Below are 22,185 nucleotides of genomic sequence, written 5' to 3' on the forward strand. Positions count from 1 at the left end.
TTGGATGTAGCCGCTCAAGCCTAAGCGATGAATGGGTTGATCGCCTAGGTTGTAAGCACTACTACCACGCCATATCTAAAATCTTACGGCTGGTAGCTAAATCGACTTGGCCGCTTTCAGATAATGCCGTCATACCGTGTGCTTCTAAAGCATCTACTACTAGGCTAAGTTGTTCTTGCGTTACACCGTGATCGCGTAAACGTACTGGTAACCCCACTTGCTTGAAGAAAGCCTCTGTTTTATCAATGGCTTGATCTACACGGCTAGCCTCATCACCTTCAGCGATATCCCAAACACGTGCTGCGTATTGCACTAATTTAGCGTGTTTTTGCTCTTTCAGCACACGCCATAGTGATGGCAATACAACGGCTAACGTTTGTGCGTGGTCGATATGGAATAGCGCAGTTAGCTCATGTCCAATCATGTGAGTAGACCAATCTAATGGCACGCCAGTGCCTATCATGCCGTTTAGGGCAGATGTTGCACTCCACATTAAGTTAGCGCGGGCATCGTAGTTCGTAGGCTCTTCAACAGTGATAGGACCAATTTCAATGAGGGTACGCATAATACCTTCTGCCATGCGGTCTTGTACGCGGGCATCAACTGGGTAAGTCGCATATTGCTCAAGCACATGCACAAATGCATCGACAACACCGTTTGCAACTTGAATTTTTGGTAAGCTGAACGTTAATTCAGGATCAAGCATGGCAAATGTTGGGTAGGCACATGGGTGATTTACTGGGAACTTACCACCTTGATAGCTTACGACTGCAAAGGCGTTCATTTCTGAACCCGTAGCCGGCAGGGTAGCAATAACGCCAAGTGGAATAACCTTGTCATTCGCCACTGGAACTGGTGTAAAGCCGTGATGTAATAAGCTTGCCGTGTCGCCATCAAACTGAGTTGCAAGGGCGATAAATTTGGTGCCGTCCATCACTGAACCACCACCAACAGCGAGTAAGAAGTCGATGTTTTCTTTACGGGCAACGTCAACTGCTTTAATCAGTGTGTCGTACTTAGGATTAGCTTCAATACCGCCAAATTCAAATACTGTGCGGTTACCTAATGCTGCTTTGACTTTATCTAGTGTGCCGAAACGTTGTACGCTGCCGCCACCGTAAGTGATTAATACTCGCGCATTGGCTGGGACAAGTTGGTCTAACTCTGCAATACGGTCTTTACCGAAAACAACATGAGTAGGGTTACGATAATCAAAATTAAGCATAATTGGTGCCTTTTGGTTTAGCGATGAAACAAATAAGTGACTGATTATGTAAATAGATTGATGATACACAACAGCAACGATAAATCATGTGGCTATGATAGCCTTTTGAGTCAAAATAAACATACACAGAACTGTCGTGTTCATGCCTATTCCTATCTTTATTGTGTGCATATGGTTATTTATTGATAATTTTAATACCTTTTACTGCTTTTTTGGTAGTATCGATACCATAGGTTTTTCTAAGGGGAAGGGTATGAGTGAGATAGCAACATTAATGGCACTTTTGGCCCCAAAAGAAGGGGTCAATGATACGCATTTATCTGGCGTGCATGTGTTTCGCAGCTCACAATATGGTGCGCGCGGGCCAATGTGCTATTCGCAAGGGGTGCTTATTGTCGGCCAAGGCAAAAAGCGGGTTTATTTAGACAATCAAACCTTTGAATACGATCGCCAACGCTCATTAGTGATGACAGTGCCATTGCCAGTAGAATGTGAAACCTTTGCCAGTATTGAAGAACCTGTGTTGGTGTTGATGGTTGATATTGATTTAGTACAACTCAATTACATTATCCGGTTAATGGATGAGCATCATCAAATCCCTAAAGATTTAAACGAATCGCGTCAGAGCGGCTTTTTTGTTGCTGATAACACTGAAGATATGGATTGCAGTGTTATTCGGTTATTACAAGCGTTGCAGTCGCCGTTAGAAGCAAAAGTAATGGGCGAGGCGTTAGTGCTTGAGTTGTTATATCGCCTATTGGATTCCCCCAATGCAGCACCGCTTTATGCGTTGTCGTTAAGTCATACCCGTTTATCGAGGGTAGAAAAAGCCCTTAACTACATTCATAAACATTATGGTGAGTCAGTTGAAGTAGACACATTAGCAAGCTTGGTGAATATGAGCCCGTCGGCATTCCATCGTAGCTTTAAAGAAGTTACCGCTTCATCACCAATACAATATTTAAAAAAGATTCGCCTTAATAAAGCCAAAGCGTTGTTACAGTTGCAAAATCTCAAAGTAAAAGAGGTATCAACTCAGGTGGGTTATGAAAGTACGGCTCAATTTAGTCGCGAGTTTAAACGCTACTTTGATCAAAGCCCTGGCGAGTGCGCTAGGTTATAATTTGGATTTGAGCTTAACGAATGTGCTCCTAGAGGGCACGTCATAGTGTGAATGAAGGTTACCAATGATGACAGCCCCCATACATATTACTTTTTTTGAGTTTTTAACGCCGTTAGTCGCATCAGGGCAGAAGACGATTACTATTCGTGATGCCAGCGAAAATGATTATCGGCCTGGCAGCCAGGTTGAAGTGTTTACGCTCGAAAACCATATTAAGGTGTGCGATATCATTATTTTGGCTGTGGAGCCATTAGCATTTGATGATATTAACGAGTTTCATGCTACTCAAGAAAGCTTGCCATTGGTTGAGTTAAAACAGCTTATTCAAACGGTGTACCCTAATCAGCAAGCCCTGTTTATGATTTCATTTAAATTAGTTGATGCGTAATACTCGTGACTCTTTAATAAACGCGAGTTAATATTTCTAATGCTGTTTATTGTTGTTTTATTCCCGTGATAATCCTTTCATCATTGCTAAACAGCAATGTCTAAAACATGATCTGCTTAACAAATGAGCGATGATAACCGTGCTAGTTTGCATATCTATTAGCTACCTCACATTTTAGCCATCTCTAAAGTGATATTTTGTTTTTCTGCTTACGGTATGCGTGTTTTATTAGCGCTTGTTATTCAATGGTTTTGCTCTCAGGGCTCATTCAGTTAGGATTTTTTATGTCTTCAATAATTCAGTCAGCCAGCCAGGAGTTGATTAAACCTTATCAATCTAATATTACCGTCCCCAATTGGATGATTAGCTCTATGGAGCGGGTCATGCAGTATTATGTGGATAAAAATTTACGTTTAGACACTATTTCTACAGACCGCATGCCTAAGCCTGTTGAAGGTAAAAAGTACATGTTGTATGCGCACATTCCGTTTTGCCATACCTTGTGTTCGTTTTGTACTTTCCACCGTTTTTTATTCCGCGAAGATAAAGCACGCGAATACTTTGTCGCGCTGCGCAAAGAGATTCAAATGGCCAAAGATTTAGGCTATGAGTTTGAGTCAATGTACATTGGCGGTGGCACGACCACCGTGCTTGAAGATGAGTTAGCTCGTACCATCGAACATGCAAAAAATCTGTTTCCTGGCATTAAAGAAGTGTCTTGTGAGTCTGATCCGCAGCATTTGGCTAATCCTGAATTTAAGCAATTAAAAGGCCTAGTAGATAGAATGTCAATTGGGGTACAGAGCTTCGATGATGGCATTTTAAAAATGACCGACCGCTTAGATAAATTTGGCTCAGGTCAGCAAACTTTTGACAATATTATGGCGGCTAAAGAGCTATTTCCGATCATTAACGTGGATTTGATTTTTGGTTTTCGTGGCCAAACCAAGGAGATTATCCAGTCCGATCTGGATATGGCGTCTAAACTCGACCCGCGCCAAATTACCACTTATCCATTGATGATCACCCATCAAACTCGTAAGAGTGTTAAAGGTACGTTAGCTGCCCCTCAGGGCGAAATGATGGATCAGTATCGCCAAATTTTAAATACTTTAACCGGACAATATACCCAATTATCAGCATGGGCGTTTGGTAAAACCAATGACGAAGGTTTTGATGAGTATGTTATTGATTATGATGAATACCTCGGTGTAGGTTCTGGCTCATTTAGCTTTTTAAATGACACGCTATATGTGAATACCTTTTCACTGAAAAAATACCAACAACGTATTGCTGAAGGCCGTATGGCAGTTGAGCAACAGAAAAAATACCAGCTAAAAGAAGTGATGCAATATCGCTTTTTGCTGGGTATGTTTTCGGGGCGTTTATCGCGTAAATATTTCCGTGACACTTTTAACGTTAATTTAGACACTGCGTTGTTTAAAGAAATGACCTCAATGAAAGCTATGGGAGCCATTAAAAATGACCCAGTTAATCCAGACGAATTAATCGTAACTGATAATGGCAAAATGTTGGGGTTATTGATGATGAAGGAGTTTTACTCCGGTATGGACAATGTGCGCGCCCAATTACGACAACCACTTGGCGCAACGGATATGTAATCTCGTTTAGATTAGCAAAGGCCGTGATTATCACGGCCTTTTTGTTATACTCAAGGCTCTTTTTATCTACGCTTTTTTAGGTGAGTTGCATGGCCAATATTCTTTTGCTTGCCAATATCAATTGTGATCGCATTTTAATGCTTGATAAGCCCTTACAAACGGGTGGTCGATTTCATTATCAGGATGGTGGATTGCGTTTAGGTGGTGGCGGCGCAAACACGGGATTAGGTTTAGTGTGGGCTCAACATAATGTTTCACTAGTAAGTGAAGTCGGTAGTGATGACATAGGCGACTGGATTTTAGCTAAAGCCAGTACCTTAGGGCTTGATTGTCGTTTGGTACATCGTTTTGTTGGTAATACGTGTGAGATGTTACTGGTGATGACGCCTGATGGTGAACGAACCATTATTCGACCTCAGCGACCTGTTTTTGAACTTCCTGCGCCACCAGATTGGCAACATTGGGATGCTTTTTATATTAATTCATCGGCCAAAGGTGCTGGCGCTTGGGCGGCGGATGCGATGGCGTGTAACCCTAACTGTAAAGTGATATCGCAATTAGCCAAGGATGAACGTAATCGTCCTTGTCATGTGTTGATCGCTTCAATTACCGATATGCAAGGTCGTTGCAATCAGGACCCATGGCGGTTTGCTCAGGCTATTGCTGGTGATGCATTGGAACACTTTATTGTGACAGATGGCGACCAAGGGGCGATGGTGTACAGTAATGCTGGAGAACAACATGTGCCAGCCGTTATTGCCAATGTGGTTGACACGACTGGTGCTGGCGATGCCTATGCCGCAGGCGTTATTCATGGTTTATGTCAGCAAATGTCTATTACTGATGCTATGCATGAAGGTGCGTTGTGGGCATCATTTGCGGTAGCCACAAAAAGCTCTATTCCTGGTAAGGCACTTAAGCAGTATCTAACCTAAGCCCAACACGGGTTAAGTTAAGGTTTGCAGGTGAACATTGTGCATTTGTTAAGTGTGTGCGGATAACTCAAATAATATTGCTTTGTCATTTTAGTGTCATTGTTGGCCTATATGATGAGCCCGTCTAAACAACTTTTATAGCGTCGAATGGTTCAGACCATTTTTAGCTATTATTTTTGCTATATTATCTCCCATTTTATTTATGGCCTTACTCTTCCCCAGTAAGGCTTTTTTTTGTCTGAAAATTGGGTATATTGGCACTCTATAATCATGCTTAAGCAAGGGTATGCTGGATGAGTAAGCTATTGGTAAAGAGTATTTCTGGGCTGTATTTAGGCGACCAAGTGCAAATGCATAACGGTGTTGCCAGTTGTATTAACCAAAAACATGCCGCTAAGCAGTTGACCGTGCAATTTGATCACGTAATAGGCAATCGTGAGGCCGACCCTAAACATCACGGCGGCCTCGATAGAGTGTTGCATCATTTTCCGCGTGAGCATTATGGCCAATATCGCCGCTGGGATTTAATGACTACGTTTCGTGATGCACCTTCAATGGGTGAAAATATCAGTACCGTTGGCCTTAATGAAGCACAGGTTAATATTGGTGACATCATCCAAATTGGTGATGTCACCTTGCAAGTTACACAACCTCGTTCACCGTGTTTCAAACTCAACCTACAGTTTGGTCATCCTAAATTTGCCTTAGCCATGCAAGAAAGCCGTATGTGCGGCTGGTTTTATCGAGTGTTGTCTGAAGGTGACATTCGTCCGAGTGACAGTATCTGTTTGCTAGAAAGAAAAACGGATATCAGTGTGGCTAAAGCGATGCAGATGTATTTTTTAGCTGAATTTGATGCAGAGCAATATCAGACATTGCTTGAGTGCGAAGGCTTAGCGCAAAGTTGGGTTAATTCATTGCAACGCCGGTTGGATCAGCAAAGTATAGAAGATTGGGCAATGCGCTTATATGGCAACGCCAGTTAATGTCTCCCGGTATGATAAGAACAATATGATAAAAACAACATGATAAGGAATATCAAATGAATGAACCGATGGTCGAAGTTAGCAAGCAAGCCAAAGATATGGGGTTATTGATCCATGCTGCCAGTTTTGCCGGTTATGTGTTTCCGCTAGGAAGTGTTTTAGGCCCTTTAATTGTCTGGTTAATGAAGCGTGATGAATTTGAGTTTGCCAATCAATGCGGCAAGAACTGTCTTAATTTTAAATTGAGCTTAATGATATATGCCATGGTGTCAGCAATATTAATTTTGATTGGCGTGGGAGTAATACTATTAGCCGCTCTAGCATTGCTTGATATTATTTGTACTATTATCGCTATTGTTAAAGCCAACGATGGCATAGCTTACCAATATCCGCTCACTATCCGGTTTATTAAGTAACCCGAACTCGAAATAAAAACGCCACTCAAATGTGTGGCGTTTTTGTTAAAGCGATTTCTAAAGATATTACACTTTAAAGCGGGCTACTAAGACATCTAGTCGACTGGCTAACTGATTCAATGATTTACTCGCATTTGCAGCCGCGTGAGCGGTATCTGCTGTTCGTAGAGTGATATCGTTGATTTCAGTCACATTACGATTAATGTCTTCAACCACGGTAGATTGCTCTTCAGTGGCGGCAGCAACTTGAATGTTCATATCGCTAATTAGCGCAATACGTTCGCTAATACCACTTAACGACTGGCTTGCTTCATCGACAGCTGTAACACCTTCGAGTGAGCGGCTACGAGATTGCTCCATAGCATTAACTGCGCGACTGGTTTCTGATTGAAGCTTATCAATCATATTTTGCACTTGGTTGGTTGATGCAGCGGTGCGAGAAGCTAAGTTACGTACTTCATCTGCAACCACAGCAAAGCCTCGTCCAGCTTCTCCAGCGCGAGCGGCTTCAATCGCTGCGTTCAGTGCCAGTAAGTTGGTTTGCTCTGAAATGGCACGAATAACATCTAAAATACTGCCAATCGATTTAGTGTGTGTCGCTAACGACTCAATCACTTCACCGACTTGTTCAACGTCTTTAGACAATTGATTAATAGTCGAACGCGCTCGAGTGACCACTTTTTGGCCATCAACGGATTCAGTATCAGCATCACGAGCGGTGACAGCGGCTTGAGCTGCATTGCTAGCAATTTCGTTAACCGTAGCGCCCATTTCGTTAATGGCAGTAACAACCATGATGGTACGGTCTTTTTGTAACTGACTATCCGCTAATGTTTGATTAGATTGGTTTGATACATCAAGTGCCGATAAACCTAGTTGTTCGCTGGTTTTGGCAACTTCGACTACAGTATCTTGGATTTTGCTGATGAAGCTATTAAAGCCTCGGGCAAGCTGGGCAATTTCGTCATCGCCATTAACGGGTAATCTTTGGCGTAAATCACCTTCACCTTCACCAATGTTACGAAATAGCTCGGCAATATGTGCAATCGGACGGCTAACCGAACCCGCGACGGCAATTGAAATGGCAATAAATACCGCAGCGATCAGTACGGTCCATAATAATATCTGATAAGCCGACTCTTGTAGCAGGGCAAATACTTCTGCTTCAGGTACTTGAGCGACCAAGTACCAATCCATTGATTTAATATAGCTACTGGCAATCAACATCTGTTGACCATCGACATCGGCTTTAACTAAATTGAAGTCACTTTTGTTGAGTAGCTGGTTAGTATTTGCGTTAGGGTAAAGGTTACTGAGTTTGCTTTTACCTATCTTGCTAGTGTCTTGGTGCAGTTTGACGTCACCTTTAGTATCAACTAAATATACAAACCCGCTGTCTTCAATTTTAAATGAAGCTAGTAACTTAACCATATCATCTAACGATTTTGCTAGACCCACCAAACCTCGTCCATCAGGCTGTTGATAATTGATGTAAAGCTTAACATCGCCATTGCTAGGTTCTGTGAACACGTTCAGCATTCGCTCTTGCTTACTATCGCGATAGTCAAAAAACCAAGCATCTTGTTGTTGGTTTAATATGCGTAAAAACCCATCCTGGTTGTAGTAGGCCGCAGTATCACGGTCAGCATAAGATGCTTGAGCTAAATCATATTGATTTTTTATGCTATTAAGTTCAGCGATAACAATTTTTTCTTGGTCAGCAGGGCGACCATTTTCAAGCCATTGAAGCAGCATTTTACTATTGGCTAGTTGTTCGCCTGCATTCATTAGGCTACTAATTTCGAGATCGATCTCGTTGCGAATTTGCATGAGCAAACTCGGCATTTCCGAGTTGAGCATCCGCTGTTCAACAACTTGTTTTGCACTTCGTTGACTTAATAATCCGACTAAGATCGTGGATAGCAATACAGCAACCGTCACGGTCAGTAATATTTTTTGCTTAATGGTAAGTGTATTCATCTACAACAGCCTCTTGGGAGTATCTCTATGATATATCGGACACAATGGCAATAAATTGATAGTTATTTTGCTGCTAAGTTGATTCAGTCAGCAAAATAGCCTTTTGGTGTAGGTTGTTTTGATTTTATGTGGGTAATGATAGTCGATAAAACAAAAAAAACGCACCTATATTTAAGTGCGTTTTATTGACTGTGCCAATATTTTAACTATTGGTTCGCTTACATATTTGGATAGTTTGGCCCGCCGCCGCCTTCTGGTGTGACCCAGGTAATGTTTTGGCTTGGGTCTTTAATGTCACAAGTTTTACAGTGAATGCAATTTTGCCCATTAATGACAAACTTTTTGTCACCGGCTGCTTCAACAACTTCATAAACCCCGGCAGGACAGTAACGTTGCGCGGGTTCATCAAATTTAACTAAGTTAACCGATATTGGGATGCTTTGGTCTTTTAGATGTAAATGACACAGCTGATCTTCTTCATGAAAAGTATTCGACAGATATACCGACGATAACTTATCAAAACTCAACTTGCCGTCAGGTTTAGGATAGTCAATTTTATTGTAATCGCTAGCTAAGCCCATCGTGGCGTAATCTGGGGTCGTGTCTCTAAACGTCAGCGGAAACTTGCCACCAAACCAATTTTGGTCGATATAGTTAAAGGCGCCACCGATTAGCGTGCCAAACTTATGCATTGCAGGACCAAAGTTGCGCGAGCTATAAAGCTCTTCATGTAGCCAGCTTTTTTCGAAGCGGTCTTGGAAACAGTCGAGATCTTTGCCGCCTTCAAGCCCGGCAATTAAGCCTTCGCCTAAGGTTTTTGCCGCGATGATACCGCTTTTAATTGCTGTATGCGTGCCTTTGATTTTGGCAAAGTTAAGCGTACCCGCATTACAGCCAATGATTAAACCACCAGGAAAACTCATTTTAGGTAATGAATTTAAGCCGCCTTTGGCAAGGGCGCGAGCACCATAGGATAAGCGCTCACCGCCAGTTAATGTTTCGGCAATCACTGGGTGTGTTTTATAGCGTTGAAACTCATCAAATGGACTGAGATGAGGGTTTTTATAGTTTAAATCAATAATTAACCCAACAGCAACTTGGTTATCTTCCATGTGGTACAGGAATCCACCACCAGATGAGCCATCCACGAGAGGCCAGCCACCGGTATGAACCACTTTACCCTGTTGATGTTGCTCTGCAGGGATTTTCCAAATTTCTTTAAAGCCTAAGCCATAATGCTGTGGCGTTTTACCATTGTCTAAATGGTATTTTTGGATCAGTTGTTTACCTAAATGGCCACGGCAGCCTTCTGAAAATACGGTGTATTTGGCATGCAATTCCATACCCGGCATATAGCTGTCTTTATGTTGACCATTTTCGCCAACACCCATATCACCGATTAAAATGCCTTTAACGCTGTTATCTTCATTAAACAGTAATTCACTGGCTGCAAAACCTGGGAAAATCTCTACGCCCATGGCTTCAGCTCGGTTGGCTAACCAGCGAGCTAAGTTACCCACACTAATGATGTAGTTACCATCATTGTGCATTGTTTTAGGCACTAAACTGTTGGGCATTAAGCGAGATTTTGTCTCTGAGTTTAGCAGGTAGATTTCGTCATGAGTGACTTTGGTGGTTAGCGGGATGTCTGAATCACGCCAATCATTAAATAATTCGTCCAGTACATCGGGTTCAAATACGGCACCCGATAAAATATGAGCACCAACCTCAGAGCCTTTTTCTACCACGCAAACAGTGATTTCTTTATCGGCATCTTTAGATATTTGCATTAAACGACAAGCGGTCGCCAAACCTGCAGGGCCAGCACCGACAATTACTACGTCGAACTCCATTGACTCGCGTTCCATCTTCTCACCTTTCAAAGTTTCCCGTTCATTGCGGGTTTATTGTTTTTTATAACGATTAAAATAAGTAAACGATCGTTTATCCTTTACTCACCTTACCGCAAAATGAACGTTTGTCACAGTGGCAAACTCAATCTTGTTAGCGTGAGTCGAGTCACAAATAGATAACGATATAGTCTTTCAAGCTAAGATATTCACCTAAAGGGGTATTTGTAAAACGGTATTTAGGCCTATAATTGGATCTGACGGTTCTCCGAGCTTTTTGCCCTACGTCAATGATATGGGCAGTTAGCCGTGGTAATTTTGCCACCGGGGTGAGTAAAGAAATGCACTCACCTCCCACACTTGGAAAGGTTAACATGTCCCAACTACAAGACAGCTTTGGTCGACGATTTCACTATTTGCGGATGTCAGTTACTGATGTTTGCAATTTCAAATGCACTTATTGTTTACCCGACGGTTATCGTCCGGATGGTAAACCTACCTTCTTAACCCTCAACGAGATTGAAAATCTGGTTGCCGGTTTCGGTGAGGTAGGCACACAAAAAGTTCGTATCACTGGTGGCGAGCCCACTCTACGCAAGGATTTCACAGATATTGTGCGGATCGTTGCCGACAATCCCAATATTAATACCGTAGCGATGACCACCAATGGGTACCGTTTACAGCAACATGCCAAAGAATGGTATGACGCAGGTTTACGGCGCATTAATGTGTCTGTTGATAGCTTAGATCCTAAAATGTTTTATCAAATTACTGGCGAAAATAAGTTCGACCAAGTAATGCGCGGTATTGACGCGGCTCTTGAAGCGGGTTTTGAGCGAGTTAAAGTCAATGCCGTATTATTGAAAGGCTTAAACGACAAAGATTTACCGCGTTTTTTACAGTGGATTAAAAACACGCCTATTGATTTACGTTTTATTGAATTAATGGAAACCGGTTTAGGTCACGACTACTTCAATGCGCATCATTTGGCGGGTGTAGACATTAAAAAACAACTTGAGCGAGAAGGCTGGTTATATGACTTGCCAAGTGTTGATGATGGTCCTGCGCAAAACTTTAGCCATGCAGATTATCAAGGTCGTATTGGATTAATTATGCCTTACGCCAAGAATTTCTGTGCCAGCTGTAACCGCTTACGAGTTTCTGCAAAGGGTAAATTACATTTATGTTTGTTTACTGAAAATGGCGTCGATTTACGCGATTTAATACAAAACCCTTCGCAGCGAGATGAATTAATTAGCCGCTTACACGGTCAATTAGCGCAGAAAAAAGAAACCCACTTTTTACATCAAGGCATTACAGGTGTGACTCAACACCTTGCCTCTATTGGTGGTTAAGCCGTTATTGAGTTAAACCGACTGACGCGGCAATACATGTGACGCTCAGTCGATGGACATTGAATTTGATTAAGGCAGTAAAAAAGTATGAGCAATTGTTTTACCCATATTAACGCCGATGGCAATGCCCATATGGTCGATGTGACTGAAAAAGCCGTCACCGAGCGCGAAGCCCGCGCTGAAGCTTTTATTGATATGGCACCAGATACCTTAGCCATGATCATGAATGGCAGTCATCACAAAGGTGATGTTTTTGCTACCGCACGTATTGCCGGTATTCAAGCGGCTAAGAAAACATCTGATTTGATCCCATTATGTCACCCTTTGATGCTGACTAAGGTGGAGGTGGAGCTTGAAGCTCAGCCTGAGCATAACCGTGTACGCATTACCAGTTTGTGCAAGTTGTCGGGTAAAACCGGTGTTGAAATGGAAGCGCTAACCGCAGCTTCTGTGGCAGCCTTAACCATTTACGACATGTGTAAAGCCGTACAAAAAGACATGATTATTTCTCAAGTTCGTTTGCTTGAAAAACGCGGCGGGAAATCGGGTCATTTTAAAGTCTAATTCGGCCATTACGAACTAACATAAACCCAATATTTGTTATGAATAAATGCATTGAGAGACCACTATGATCCAAGTGTTATTTTTTGCGCAAATCCGTGAGTTATTAGGCACCGCTAAAGTCGAACACAGTGGCGATAATATTGATACTGCAGAAACATTACGTGCAGCGCTTGCCGCTACTGATGATAAATGGGCCAAAGTGTTGGCATCAGACAAATTGCTGGTGGCGATTAATCAAACCATGAGTCAGTGGGATTCACCTGTAAATGATGGCGATGAAGTGGCCTTTTTCCCTCCAGTCACAGGGGGGTAACATGGAACATCATAGCAACCAAATTGTTGTACGAGTCCATACGGAAGACTTTAGTGTCGCTGATGAATACGCCTTACTTGCCTGTGATAATCAGGACGGTGCCGTGGTTAATTTTGTTGGCAAAGTACGAGACTTTAATGATGGCAGCGCTGTAACTGACTTAACCCTCGAACATTATCCTGGTATGACTGAATCAGTATTACTGCAGATTAGCCAACAGGCTTGTGAACGTTGGCCTTTAAATAAAGTGACGATTATTCATCGAGTGGGTACGTTGTCGCTTGGTGAGCAAATTGTGTTTATTGGTGTGACTAGCGCTCATCGTAAAGCGGCTTTTGCGGCATGTGAGTTTTTAATCGATTTTTTAAAAACGAAAGCGCCTTTTTGGAAGCTTGAAGCAGGTGATACTGGCGCTAAGTGGGTTGAAGCGCGTGATAGCGATCAGCAAGCAGCCAAAATGTGGCAAAAGTAATCGTCTATATGGCTCGTACATAGCAAGGATAAACCCTCAATGTCTTTCATTAACGCCAACATTACTCAGCGTGCATACTCATATCTGCCCCGATTCCGGGCTGGCGCTATCGCATTATTCTTTGCCATTGTTAGTACTGTAGGGTTTAGTTCTTTAAGTGTCGCGAGTGATGCTCCTGCGATTGCTGCGGCTGCCAACATAAAATTTGCAGTAGATGAGATAGCGATACGTTTTCAGCAGCAAACCGGTTTGGCTCTGCGGATCAGTTATGGTTCTTCGGGTAATTTTGTCACCCAAATTCAGCATGGTGCACCGTTTGAGATGATGCTCAGTGCCGATGAAGATTATATTGAGCGGTTACATCAAGCGGGCTTTACCCAAAATGATGGCGTTGTTTATGCCATCGGCCGGCTTGCTCTTGCTGCACCTAAGAAGTCGCCGTTAATTTTAGATCCCGAGTTAGTTGGGTTAGCGCAATTAATCGCCGATGGAAAGGTGTCTCGTTTTGCGATAGCAAATCCTGATCATGCTCCCTATGGTGAACGTGCGCGTGAAGTCCTTAAAGCGAAAGGTTTGTGGGACGCACTGCAACCTAAACTGATTTTAGGTGAAAATGCTTCACAAGCTGCCCAATTTACCATTAGTGGATCGACTCAAGGTGGTATTGTGCCGTTATCATTGGTGCTATCTCCTGAATTTACCAAGCGTGGTAACTATGTGGTTATCCCTGATTCGCTATATCAACCGCTTAATCAACGGATGGCATTAATGCCTAATGCATCTGAAACTGCGGAGCGATTTTATCAATACATGCAATCAGCAGATGCACAGGAAGTATTAACTCAATTTGGGTTTAATTTACCAAAACCTGCTGTTAAGAAGGCTGATTAATGGATTGGCAAGCTCTGTGGCTGTCGGTCAAACTGAGTTGTTTTACCGTAGTATTGTTAATTCCGTTGGCCATTATTGTCGGGCGGGCGTTGGCATATCGCCAATTTAAAGGTAAATCATGGCTTGAAGCTTTAATCATGGTGCCATTAGTGTTACCGCCAACGGTAATTGGTTATTACCTGCTAGTGGGGTTAGGTAATCAGAGCATGATTGGTCAATGGGTTGAGCAGTTAACCGGCCAACAATTGGTGTTTCATTTCTCAGGATTGGTAATCGCTTCCATTATCGTCAATATTCCCTTTGCGGTTCAGCCTATTCAACGTGCTTTTGAAACCATTCCTATCGATATTCGTGATGCCGCAGCTTGCTGTGGTATGAGTCGATTACGGATATTTTTTCGAATAGAATTACCTATGATATGGCCTGGTGTATTAACGGCCGTTGTACTGTGTTTTTCCCATGTATTGGGCGAATTTGGTGTGGTGTTGATGTTGGGCGGTAACATTGCCGGTGAAACCAAAACCATCTCAATAGCGATTTATGATAGTGTGCAGGCATTTGATTTCGATTCTGCAGGAATGATGTCTTTGGTATTATTGTTGTTTGCGGTGAGTGCGTTAGCGCTCACTACAAGTATGTCGAAGCGCTTAGGAGGGCATCGTGGTGCCTCACAACGCTGACCTTATATGTGATATTTCACAAACATTGCCCATTCCATTGGAAGCTCACTTCAGTTGTCGGGCCGGTGAAGTGCTAGCCGTGGTTGGCCCTTCTGGTGGCGGTAAAACCACCTTACTGAGAATGATTGCCGGTTTGAGTCTACCTCAACGGGGCCACATTCATTGTGGTGATAGATTATGGTTTGATGCAGAGCAGTCTATTTCGTTAACTCCCCAGCAGCGACACATCGGTTATATGCCACAGCATTTTGGCCTGTTCCCTCATTTATCGGCACTCGACAATGTTATTTCTGGGCTCGATCATGTGCCGAAAGAATTACGAAAGCAACGAGCGTTAGATTGGCTAGAACGTGTCAATTTACATGGGTTGCCTGATCGCTTACCCGCACAATTGTCTGGTGGACAACGTCAACGAGTTGCGCTTGCCCGTGCTCTCGCGCGTGAGCCGGCTATCCTACTGTTAGATGAACCCTTTTCTGCGGTAGACCGAGAAACCCGCGAACGCTTGTATATTGAGTTAGCTCGCTTAAAGCAGCAATTGTCTATTCCCGTGGTCATGGTAACGCATGACATCCATGAGGCATTGTTACTGGCTGATAAGATGATACTGATTAGTCAGGGGCAAATGCTGCAACAAGGCAAACCATTTGAGGTACTATCTCATCCTAATAACGAAGCGGTTGCACGGCAAATGGGCTTGAGGAATATTTTTGACGGTCAAGTCGTATCGCAAGATATTGAACGTAATATGACCCAATTTACACTAGGTGATGAATTGATTGTCAGCGACAGTGCACCAACATTAACTGTTGGCCAATCTATCCGTTGGGTTATTCCGAATCAAGGTATTCGCTTTAACGCCATCAGCAGCGGTCGTCTGTGTAAAAGCTTAAATAAATTAGAAGTACTAATTGAATCTGTGTTGGTGATGGGTGAATCATCACGAGTGATAGCGTCAGTTGTAGGCATTGGATCCATTATCAATGCAGACGTGCCGACACATTTAGTGCATAAGTTAGCCTTAGCGCCAGGGGTGCAAACGACTATTGCGCTTAAGTCCGATCAAATTCATATTTTAAGTGCACAGTCTGAACTCGGATAACCAAGGTTAAATAATGATTTTTACTGCTCAGAATGTCAGATTTCTGATAATAAACCGGTGATTGATGTTTGAATAAGGCCATTTAGCGACCTAAATAGCGCATTTGATATAAAACCTTCCCATTTGTGCTGATTTGTATAGGTTTACCCGCCCTCACATTTCTAAAAAATGTTGTGTCATGACAGCCCATCTCACTGAAAAATGGTATTTATGATCAATTATTAATCTTAGATTTCTTGGGACTTTGGCTGCTCTTAGGTAGAGTAGGCGTGTGATAGAATTTTCAATTATATAGAGGCTTGTGATGGTTCGGTTGCTGCTAGCAATATGCTTTCTTCCTTGTGCCGTGATGGCCACACCATCTATGCACTCTTTATTGATCAATGGCGACTTTTTAAAGCCAATAACGGTCATGGAACAATTAGAGCAACAAGACGAAGGCACCATATGTGACTTTGATGTTGATGTTGAAGAAGGTTTGTTGGTGTATAAGATTTCTATGGTTAACGTAGAGACTCACCGAATCAATAAATACGAATACCGAGCCTTAGACGGTACATTATTAACTGAAAAATCGTCTGCTTATGCCTCTGATGATATTGGCCAAGTTAATGCGGCAAAAATGCTGCAAGCTAAGCATATGAAGTTTTCAGAATTAGTGACCCTCGCGATTGAAAACCAACAAGGATATTTAACACAGGCGGAATTGGACCACGATTTATCAATTAGTTATCTCGAACTAAAGTTACTCAATCAAGATAGTAGAAATACTATTGCTTTCGATATTGAGACTCTACGTCCACTACCTTTGCTCAAATGGGATTAAAGACTCTATGACTATGCGTATTTTATTGGTTGAAGATGATGCTACTACGTTAAAGTATGTAGCCGACGGATTTACGGCTCAGAAATATCAAGTTGATAGCGCGACTGATGGTCAAGAAGGCCTCACGTTAGCCAAGCATAACCAATATGATTTACTGATCCTCGATCGCATGTTACCAAAGCTAGACGGCTTAACATTATTGTCTGCTCTGCGTACCAGTGGTAATAAAACACCAGTACTTATTTTATCGGCATTAAGTCATGTTGACGAGCGTGTAAAAGGTTTACGTGCGGGCGGTGATGACTACATGACCAAGCCATTTGCCTTTGCAGAATTGTTAGTACGAGCAGAAAAACTTGCGCAACGTAACGTGGTTGAACCGGCTGCCACCGAAATTGAAGTGGGCAGTTTAAAGATGGAATTATTAACCCGTAAAGTCACCCTTGACGATAGCGAGTTAATGCTACAACCAAAAGAATTTCAATTGCTTAAGTATTTGATGGAGCATCCTAATCAAGTGATTAGCCGCACATTATTATTTGAAGCTGTATGGGACTACCATTTTGATCCTCGCACCAATGTGATTGATGTGCATATTGCCAAGTTACGTCGCAAGTTTGAAGAGCTTGGGCATGGTGAGTTAATTGAAACCGTTAGAGGGGCTGGATATCGCCTTTGTAAAAGGCATTAAGCCTTACCAAAGTAGTGCGTGGCGGATCACGCTGATCTTCTCGACATTAGTAACCATACTCATTGTTATGTTGGTGCTTAGTCTCTATAGACAGTTAGTGATCGAGCAACAAAATCAAGTAGATAAACATCTAGCTGCAGAAATGCAGCGCTATCAACAGTTAGCATTAACGGTTAACCGTCGCAGTTTTGCGGCTCAAATTCGTGCTGCCGATCCTAAAACTGCACTGATTGCCTGGCGCAACAGTGTAGATATGGTGGGCGCATTGACTTTCTTACCCGAAAATATGCCACAACTGCCTGAAACGAAAGATTTCCCTATCTTTACTGGTGGTCCAGATAAACTGCATATTCTTACTGGTGGCTTAGTTATCACCCGTTATGGCCCAGTATTAATTGCTACACGTACCGATCAACTCGCGGCTTTAATCGAGAAGTTTATTAACGCTGCATTTTGGGCCGTTGCATTCACTTTAGGGCTCACGCTAGCGTTAGGCTATATTTTCTCAAAAGCCATTTTGAGACGACTGGTCGAATATAACCGTTTGAGTGAACAGATTGAAGCTGGACACTATGAAACCCGTCTGCCAGTAAGCGAAAGCCAAGATGAATTTGACATGCTGGCACGGCAATTTAATTTAGTGCTCGACACCTTAGAGCAAAACTTACGAGCTGTTCGCGGGGTGACCGATAACATTGCCCATGATTTACGCACGCCATTATCGCATTTACGTATTGGTATTGAGCTGTTGTCGCAAAAACCTACAGCTGAACTTGCCGATGCCACCGCTGAGTTACTCGAAGAGTTAGATCACTGTTTGGGGACTTTTGATGCGATGTTATCGTTAACGCGCATCGAAGAAGGTCAGCAAACGCTTGATTTACAGCCGGTGAGTTTACAGCAAATCTGCCAAGATTTATTTGAAATGGCTGAGGTGATTGCCGAGAGTCACGACCAAGTATTGAGTATTAGTCTAGCAGATGATGTTCACGTGAATGGCGATAAGTATTTGTTGTTCCAAGCTTTGTTTAATCTAGTGGATAACGCGATAAAGTATTCACCTAATGGCGCCACGATTAATATTATTCAACACGGTAAACACATTCAAATTAGTGATAATGGACCGGGTATTATTGACGAGGATAAAGAGCGGGTATTCGATCGCTTAGTGCGTTTAGACCCTAGCCGCCATTACAAAGGCACTGGTTTAGGATTATCGATGGTAAAGGCTATTCTATCGCGTCACAAAGCGACGATTTCACTACTCGATAATAACCCTGGTTTACTCGTGAGTATTCACTTTAAATAACCTCGCAAGCCTCCCATTTAATCGTTGTTGGATAATATATGTACCAAGTGATCAGTGATCAAACAGACTTTATTGTCATCAGTAAATCCGTGAATGTTCATTTTCATAGCCAAGATGGCAATGCTGGAGTGATTGCACAGGCTGAGGCTGATGTAGGTTATAAGCTTTACCCTGTTCATCGGCTCGATACACCGACTTCTGGTTTGCTGATTGTGGCTAAATCCCCTCAGGCTGCAAATGTGTTTACCAAAATGTTTACTGAGCATAAAGTTCAAAAATATTATTTGGCGATAGCTTGTGGTAAACCTAAAAAGAAACAAGGCTTGATTATTGGCGATATGGCTAAGTCGCGTCGCAGTATGTATAAGTTACTGCGAACCACAGAAAACCCTGCAGTGACACAGTTTTTTAGTCAGAGTATTGCCTCTGGTATGCGGATGTATTTACTAAAACCGCTGAGTGGCAAAACCCATCAATTAAGAGTGGCCTTAGCCAGTATTGGTGTACCTATTTTAGGCGATAAACTCTATGGTGATGAGCTGAGCGATAGATGTTATTTACATGCCTATAGTTTGTATTTTACCTTTCTAGAGCAGGTTTATTCTTTCCAGCAACTGCCTCAGTTTGGTAAGCAGTTTTTGTTACCTGAGTGCCAACAACTTATGATGAACCAATGGCAATCACCGAATGACTTATCGTGGCCTAGTAAAGACTAATCTCTGCCTATTACTCCTATCAGAGGTAAACTTAAGCTGCTGTCTCAATGCAATTACGGCCCGCTTTTTTTGCGCTATACATGGCTTTGTCGGCTCGCGCTAGAATATGCTTAATTGGTGTGTCTTGTGTGACAATCGCACAACCGATACTAGCAGTAATGGCAAGTTTATTTTCCCCTGTATCAATAATAAGGTCGGCAAGTACTTGCTGGCATCGTGAAGCCATTTGATGAGCTTGTTCTAGAGTGCAGTTTGGTAATAAAATCAGAAACTCTTCGCCGCCATAACGGCATAAAAAATCGTCATTCCGAATAACATTATTAATAGCATTCGCTGATTTCTCCAGCACAATATCCCCCATAGCATGACCCCAATTATCATTAATCGCTTTAAAGTGGTCTAAATCGATTAAGAGGATGCAGTAAGGTATGTTGGAAGTGTGCCAACTACTGTGGATGTGTTGTAATTGCTTATCAAGAGAATGACGATTCCAAATACCGGTAAGAGCATCACGGTTGGCAAGGGTGAGGATTTTTGTCACGAGCTTGTTGATGGAGTTACCCACAATTAAAATGTTAACAAGTAATATCAGTATGATATATACCCATAGTGTCGGTTTAGCATCAGCCGTGTTTAAGGTGGCAAAAACAGTGATTTTGTCTGGAAAAAATAACAGTATGATGGGCCTTAGTAGAAATAAACAGCCAATTAATGCTATTGGGATAACTAACCAGTTGGTAGCAAAAGCCGTAAATGTATCTCTAAATGCGTGTAAATGATCTCGAGCTAGCCCAAAAAATAATATTGATGCCGCTAAAGATAAAATAGAGACCAAATAAACGGCTTCGGTGCGCTGTGGTGTGACCAAAAGCATCAATATCGCCGCCATAGTGATGACGGTTAAATCGAATAATTTGCTACTGGGTAATCTGTATAGTCTTTGTGCACCCCAGCGAAGAGTACTCAGTCCAAGTAAGATCATTACATCAGCCGTGAACCAATAAAGGTAACTAGGTTGGTCTGTTCGTTGGGTGTAAAGCAACATGCCAATCAGTACGCATAAATTTGCTAATGAAAAATGAATACTTGCCTTAGGTGCAACTCTCATTGGATAAGCCATAACCCACCAAGAGGCGGTTGCTGCAGCTGCGAGTAAACACAATACTTGCATTAATATTTGTGTGGATTCATGTTCCGTCATAAAGGTGCATATAAAGGTAATTTCTTATTAAATATGCCATTGAGGCTAGTGTAAAAATTTTTTAATGGCAATATTTTAGTTTAATGTTTTCTATTTAACGTTAATTTAATTAACTGATGGTGGAAATCAATAAGATGGATTTACTTAAAATTTATGATGGTCAATGCTATTTTTTGTAACAAGCCTCTCTGGCAAGCCCTGGTCACTAGATAGCTAAATAAAAGCGTTTATTATCTAGAATAGATTTTTAGGCTGTTATTGGTTAAAGATGATGATGTGCATTATGAATTCTATGTTTGAGTTGATTACAGTTGCTGTGTTGACTTAACAGTTGATTCTTCCATTGAATCCATTGAGCAAATTGTGTTGCGGCCTTTACTTTTAGCAAGGTACATAGCGTCGTCAGCGAGTTGTAATAATTGTTCAATACTGAGGTGGGTTTTACAGGTAGCATAACCAATGCTGAGAGTGGTATTGATATGGGTCTTCTGCCATAAAACCTTATTTTCATTGATTTTTTGCTGTACTTTTTCGGCCACTATTTGAGCTTCTTTTTTATTGGTTAATGGCAGTATAATTAAAAACTCCTCACCACCATAACGGCAAATGAAATCAATTTTCCTCAATGATTGTTGTAATATGTCGGCGGTATTCTTGAGCACCAAGTCACCCGCTAAATGACCGTAGGTGTCGTTAATGCGTTTGAAGTGGTCTAAGTCGAGTACCATTAAACTATATGCCAACCCATTTCGAAGCCATAGGGCGTCAACTTCTTCGAGCTTGTTCAATAAAGAGTGCCTGTTCCATAAGCCCGTTAGCTGATCTTTATTGGCTAATCTGGCGACCTTGTAAACTAAGCGCGTCAGCGCATTACCAAACAATACTAGGTTAGTGAGTAGCAGTAATATGATGTAGCTCCACATGACTAACGATGAGTTAAGCTTGTCTGCTGCTGAAATGTTGGCAAGTTCATCGGGAAAAAGCAATAAAACCCCTGCGCGAATGATAAACAGTAAGCCAATGGTGAAAAAAGGCACGTTAATCAACGCCGCATAATACAGCGGTAAGTGTTTTTTTACCGCCCGAAAATTATCAATACCACTAAGGGTGATGAACGTTGCTGCGGTAATACTCATTACAATAACTAAGTAGACTGCATAGGTCAGGGATGGTGGGACCAACAGCATTAATAATGCGGTGGTTGCCAGCAATATCAGATCAAATCGGTAAGATAAAGGCTGTTTAAATAAATGTTGGCAGCCCCAACGCACTAGAGCAAACCCCACAAGTATTGTCATGTCTGCCACAAACCAGTATAAATAGTTAATTGCTTCAGTACGTTGGGTATAAAGCAAAATGCCAATAAGAGTACAAATATTGGTAGCGGCGAAACACCAACTGGCTTTAGGTGCGATGCGTAATAGACTGGCAAGCAATGTCCAAGCTATGGCGCAACTTACTGCGATTAAGCTAAAAAATTGAACAAAAATAATACTTTGGTTATGTTCCATATGACTCATTAGTATCGTGAATAAGACTA

At 42.1% G+C, this 22,185-nt stretch carries 22 protein-coding genes and 1 riboswitch; of the genes, 17 read left to right on the forward strand and 5 right to left on the reverse strand.

Going from position 1 to position 22,185, the window contains the following annotated elements; translation table 11 throughout:
- Nucleotides 1-61: 61 nt before the first annotated feature.
- Entirely contained in the window at nucleotides 62-1,225 is a 1,164-nt protein-coding gene (locus AAEY99_RS13890) for an iron-containing alcohol dehydrogenase (protein WP_351010901.1), read from the reverse strand.
- 253 nt (nucleotides 1,226-1,478) lie between these two features.
- On the opposite strand from AAEY99_RS13890, the gene AAEY99_RS13895 reads away from it, so the two are divergent.
- The 6 genes from AAEY99_RS13895 to AAEY99_RS13920 all read left to right on the forward strand — a co-directional run bounded on the left by AAEY99_RS13895 (nucleotide 1,479) and on the right by AAEY99_RS13920 (nucleotide 6,695).
- Complete coding sequence (locus AAEY99_RS13895; RefSeq protein ID WP_101087437.1) at nucleotides 1,479-2,348, forward strand: AraC family transcriptional regulator; 870 nt, start codon at nucleotides 1,479-1,481, stop codon at nucleotides 2,346-2,348.
- 67 nt (nucleotides 2,349-2,415) lie between these two features.
- On the forward strand, nucleotides 2,416-2,736 hold the full coding sequence (gene yqfB / locus AAEY99_RS13900; RefSeq protein ID WP_350979403.1) for a N(4)-acetylcytidine aminohydrolase: 321 nt from the start codon (nucleotides 2,416-2,418) through the stop codon (nucleotides 2,734-2,736).
- Nucleotides 2,737-3,020: 284 nt separating this feature from the next.
- The gene (locus tag AAEY99_RS13905; RefSeq protein ID WP_162022000.1) at nucleotides 3,021-4,358 is read left to right on the forward strand and encodes a coproporphyrinogen III oxidase family protein; all 1,338 of its coding nucleotides are present in this window, start codon (nucleotides 3,021-3,023) and stop codon (nucleotides 4,356-4,358) included.
- Nucleotides 4,359-4,447: 89 nt separating this feature from the next.
- On the forward strand, nucleotides 4,448-5,293 hold the full coding sequence (locus AAEY99_RS13910) for a PfkB family carbohydrate kinase (protein WP_101087434.1): 846 nt from the start codon (nucleotides 4,448-4,450) through the stop codon (nucleotides 5,291-5,293).
- 293 nt (nucleotides 5,294-5,586) lie between these two features.
- Complete coding sequence (locus AAEY99_RS13915) at nucleotides 5,587-6,279, forward strand: MOSC domain-containing protein (protein ID WP_350979361.1); 693 nt, start codon at nucleotides 5,587-5,589, stop codon at nucleotides 6,277-6,279.
- Between the two features lie 68 nt (nucleotides 6,280-6,347).
- Nucleotides 6,348-6,695: a DUF4870 domain-containing protein gene (locus AAEY99_RS13920; RefSeq protein ID WP_350979405.1), complete on the forward strand. Its 348-nt coding sequence runs from the start codon at nucleotides 6,348-6,350 to the stop codon at nucleotides 6,693-6,695.
- Nucleotides 6,696-6,761: 66 nt separating this feature from the next.
- On the opposite strand, the gene AAEY99_RS13925 is transcribed toward AAEY99_RS13920, so the two are convergent.
- Together AAEY99_RS13925 and AAEY99_RS13930 are read right to left on the reverse strand one after the other, a co-directional pair.
- A complete protein-coding gene (locus AAEY99_RS13925; RefSeq protein ID WP_351010903.1) occupies nucleotides 6,762-8,675 on the reverse strand; it encodes a methyl-accepting chemotaxis protein in 1,914 nt (637 codons plus the stop codon).
- 218 nt (nucleotides 8,676-8,893) lie between these two features.
- Complete coding sequence (locus AAEY99_RS13930; protein ID WP_101087430.1) at nucleotides 8,894-10,543, reverse strand: electron transfer flavoprotein-ubiquinone oxidoreductase; 1,650 nt, start codon at nucleotides 10,541-10,543, stop codon at nucleotides 8,894-8,896.
- 236 nt (nucleotides 10,544-10,779) lie between these two features.
- Nucleotides 10,780-10,912: riboswitch (molybdenum cofactor riboswitch) on the forward strand.
- Between AAEY99_RS13930 and moaA the strand changes: the two genes are divergently transcribed.
- The 11 genes from moaA (at nucleotide 10,900) to AAEY99_RS13985 (ending at nucleotide 19,444) form a co-directional block, all read left to right on the forward strand.
- Entirely contained in the window at nucleotides 10,900-11,880 is a 981-nt protein-coding gene (gene moaA, locus AAEY99_RS13935) for a GTP 3',8-cyclase MoaA (RefSeq protein ID WP_101087429.1), read from the forward strand. It overlaps the preceding riboswitch by 13 nt.
- 87 nt (nucleotides 11,881-11,967) lie before the next feature.
- Complete coding sequence (moaC, locus tag AAEY99_RS13940; protein WP_101087428.1) at nucleotides 11,968-12,444, forward strand: cyclic pyranopterin monophosphate synthase MoaC; 477 nt, start codon at nucleotides 11,968-11,970, stop codon at nucleotides 12,442-12,444.
- 64 nt (nucleotides 12,445-12,508) lie between these two features.
- On the forward strand, nucleotides 12,509-12,757 hold the full coding sequence (gene moaD / locus AAEY99_RS13945; protein WP_351010906.1) for a molybdopterin synthase sulfur carrier subunit: 249 nt from the start codon (nucleotides 12,509-12,511) through the stop codon (nucleotides 12,755-12,757).
- Between the two features lies 1 nt (nucleotide 12,758).
- The gene (gene moaE, locus AAEY99_RS13950) at nucleotides 12,759-13,229 is read left to right on the forward strand and encodes a molybdopterin synthase catalytic subunit MoaE (RefSeq protein ID WP_101087427.1); all 471 of its coding nucleotides are present in this window, start codon (nucleotides 12,759-12,761) and stop codon (nucleotides 13,227-13,229) included.
- A gap of 39 nt (nucleotides 13,230-13,268) precedes the next feature.
- Entirely contained in the window at nucleotides 13,269-14,120 is an 852-nt protein-coding gene (gene modA, locus AAEY99_RS13955; protein ID WP_351010908.1) for a molybdate ABC transporter substrate-binding protein, read from the forward strand.
- Complete coding sequence (modB, locus tag AAEY99_RS13960) at nucleotides 14,120-14,800, forward strand: molybdate ABC transporter permease subunit (protein WP_101087425.1); 681 nt, start codon at nucleotides 14,120-14,122, stop codon at nucleotides 14,798-14,800. The genes modA and modB overlap by 1 nt, the downstream gene beginning before the upstream one ends.
- Entirely contained in the window at nucleotides 14,781-15,902 is a 1,122-nt protein-coding gene (locus AAEY99_RS13965; protein ID WP_101087424.1) for an ABC transporter ATP-binding protein, read from the forward strand. The genes modB and AAEY99_RS13965 overlap by 20 nt, the downstream gene beginning before the upstream one ends.
- Nucleotides 15,903-16,251: 349 nt before the next feature.
- The gene (locus AAEY99_RS13970) at nucleotides 16,252-16,728 is read left to right on the forward strand and encodes a hypothetical protein (RefSeq protein WP_242445167.1); all 477 of its coding nucleotides are present in this window, start codon (nucleotides 16,252-16,254) and stop codon (nucleotides 16,726-16,728) included.
- A gap of 13 nt (nucleotides 16,729-16,741) precedes the next feature.
- Entirely contained in the window at nucleotides 16,742-17,419 is a 678-nt protein-coding gene (locus AAEY99_RS13975) for a response regulator transcription factor (RefSeq protein ID WP_041413271.1), read from the forward strand.
- 67 nt (nucleotides 17,420-17,486) lie between these two features.
- Nucleotides 17,487-18,728 carry a sensor histidine kinase gene (locus tag AAEY99_RS13980; protein WP_101087467.1) on the forward strand — a complete coding sequence of 414 codons (1,242 nt, stop codon included), beginning with the start codon at nucleotides 17,487-17,489 and terminating at the stop codon, nucleotides 18,726-18,728.
- Nucleotides 18,729-18,766: 38 nt separating this feature from the next.
- Nucleotides 18,767-19,444 (forward strand): TIGR01621 family pseudouridine synthase, encoded by a 678-nt coding sequence (locus tag AAEY99_RS13985; RefSeq protein WP_351010910.1) that lies wholly within the window; start codon nucleotides 18,767-18,769, stop codon nucleotides 19,442-19,444.
- A gap of 31 nt (nucleotides 19,445-19,475) precedes the next feature.
- Here the strand turns inward: AAEY99_RS13985 and AAEY99_RS13990 are convergent, their stop codons facing one another.
- Nucleotides 19,476-20,645 carry a GGDEF domain-containing protein gene (locus AAEY99_RS13990; protein WP_351010912.1) on the reverse strand — a complete coding sequence of 390 codons (1,170 nt, stop codon included), beginning with the start codon at nucleotides 20,643-20,645 and terminating at the stop codon, nucleotides 19,476-19,478.
- 305 nt (nucleotides 20,646-20,950) lie between these two features.
- A complete protein-coding gene (locus AAEY99_RS13995; protein WP_351010914.1) occupies nucleotides 20,951-22,156 on the reverse strand; it encodes a GGDEF domain-containing protein in 1,206 nt (401 codons plus the stop codon).
- Nucleotides 22,157-22,185: the final 29 nt, after the last annotated feature.

This window comes from Shewanella sp. S1-58-MNA-CIBAN-0166 (assembly GCF_040310085.1).
In the GTDB taxonomy this organism is placed as follows: Bacteria; Pseudomonadota; Gammaproteobacteria; order Enterobacterales; family Shewanellaceae; genus Shewanella.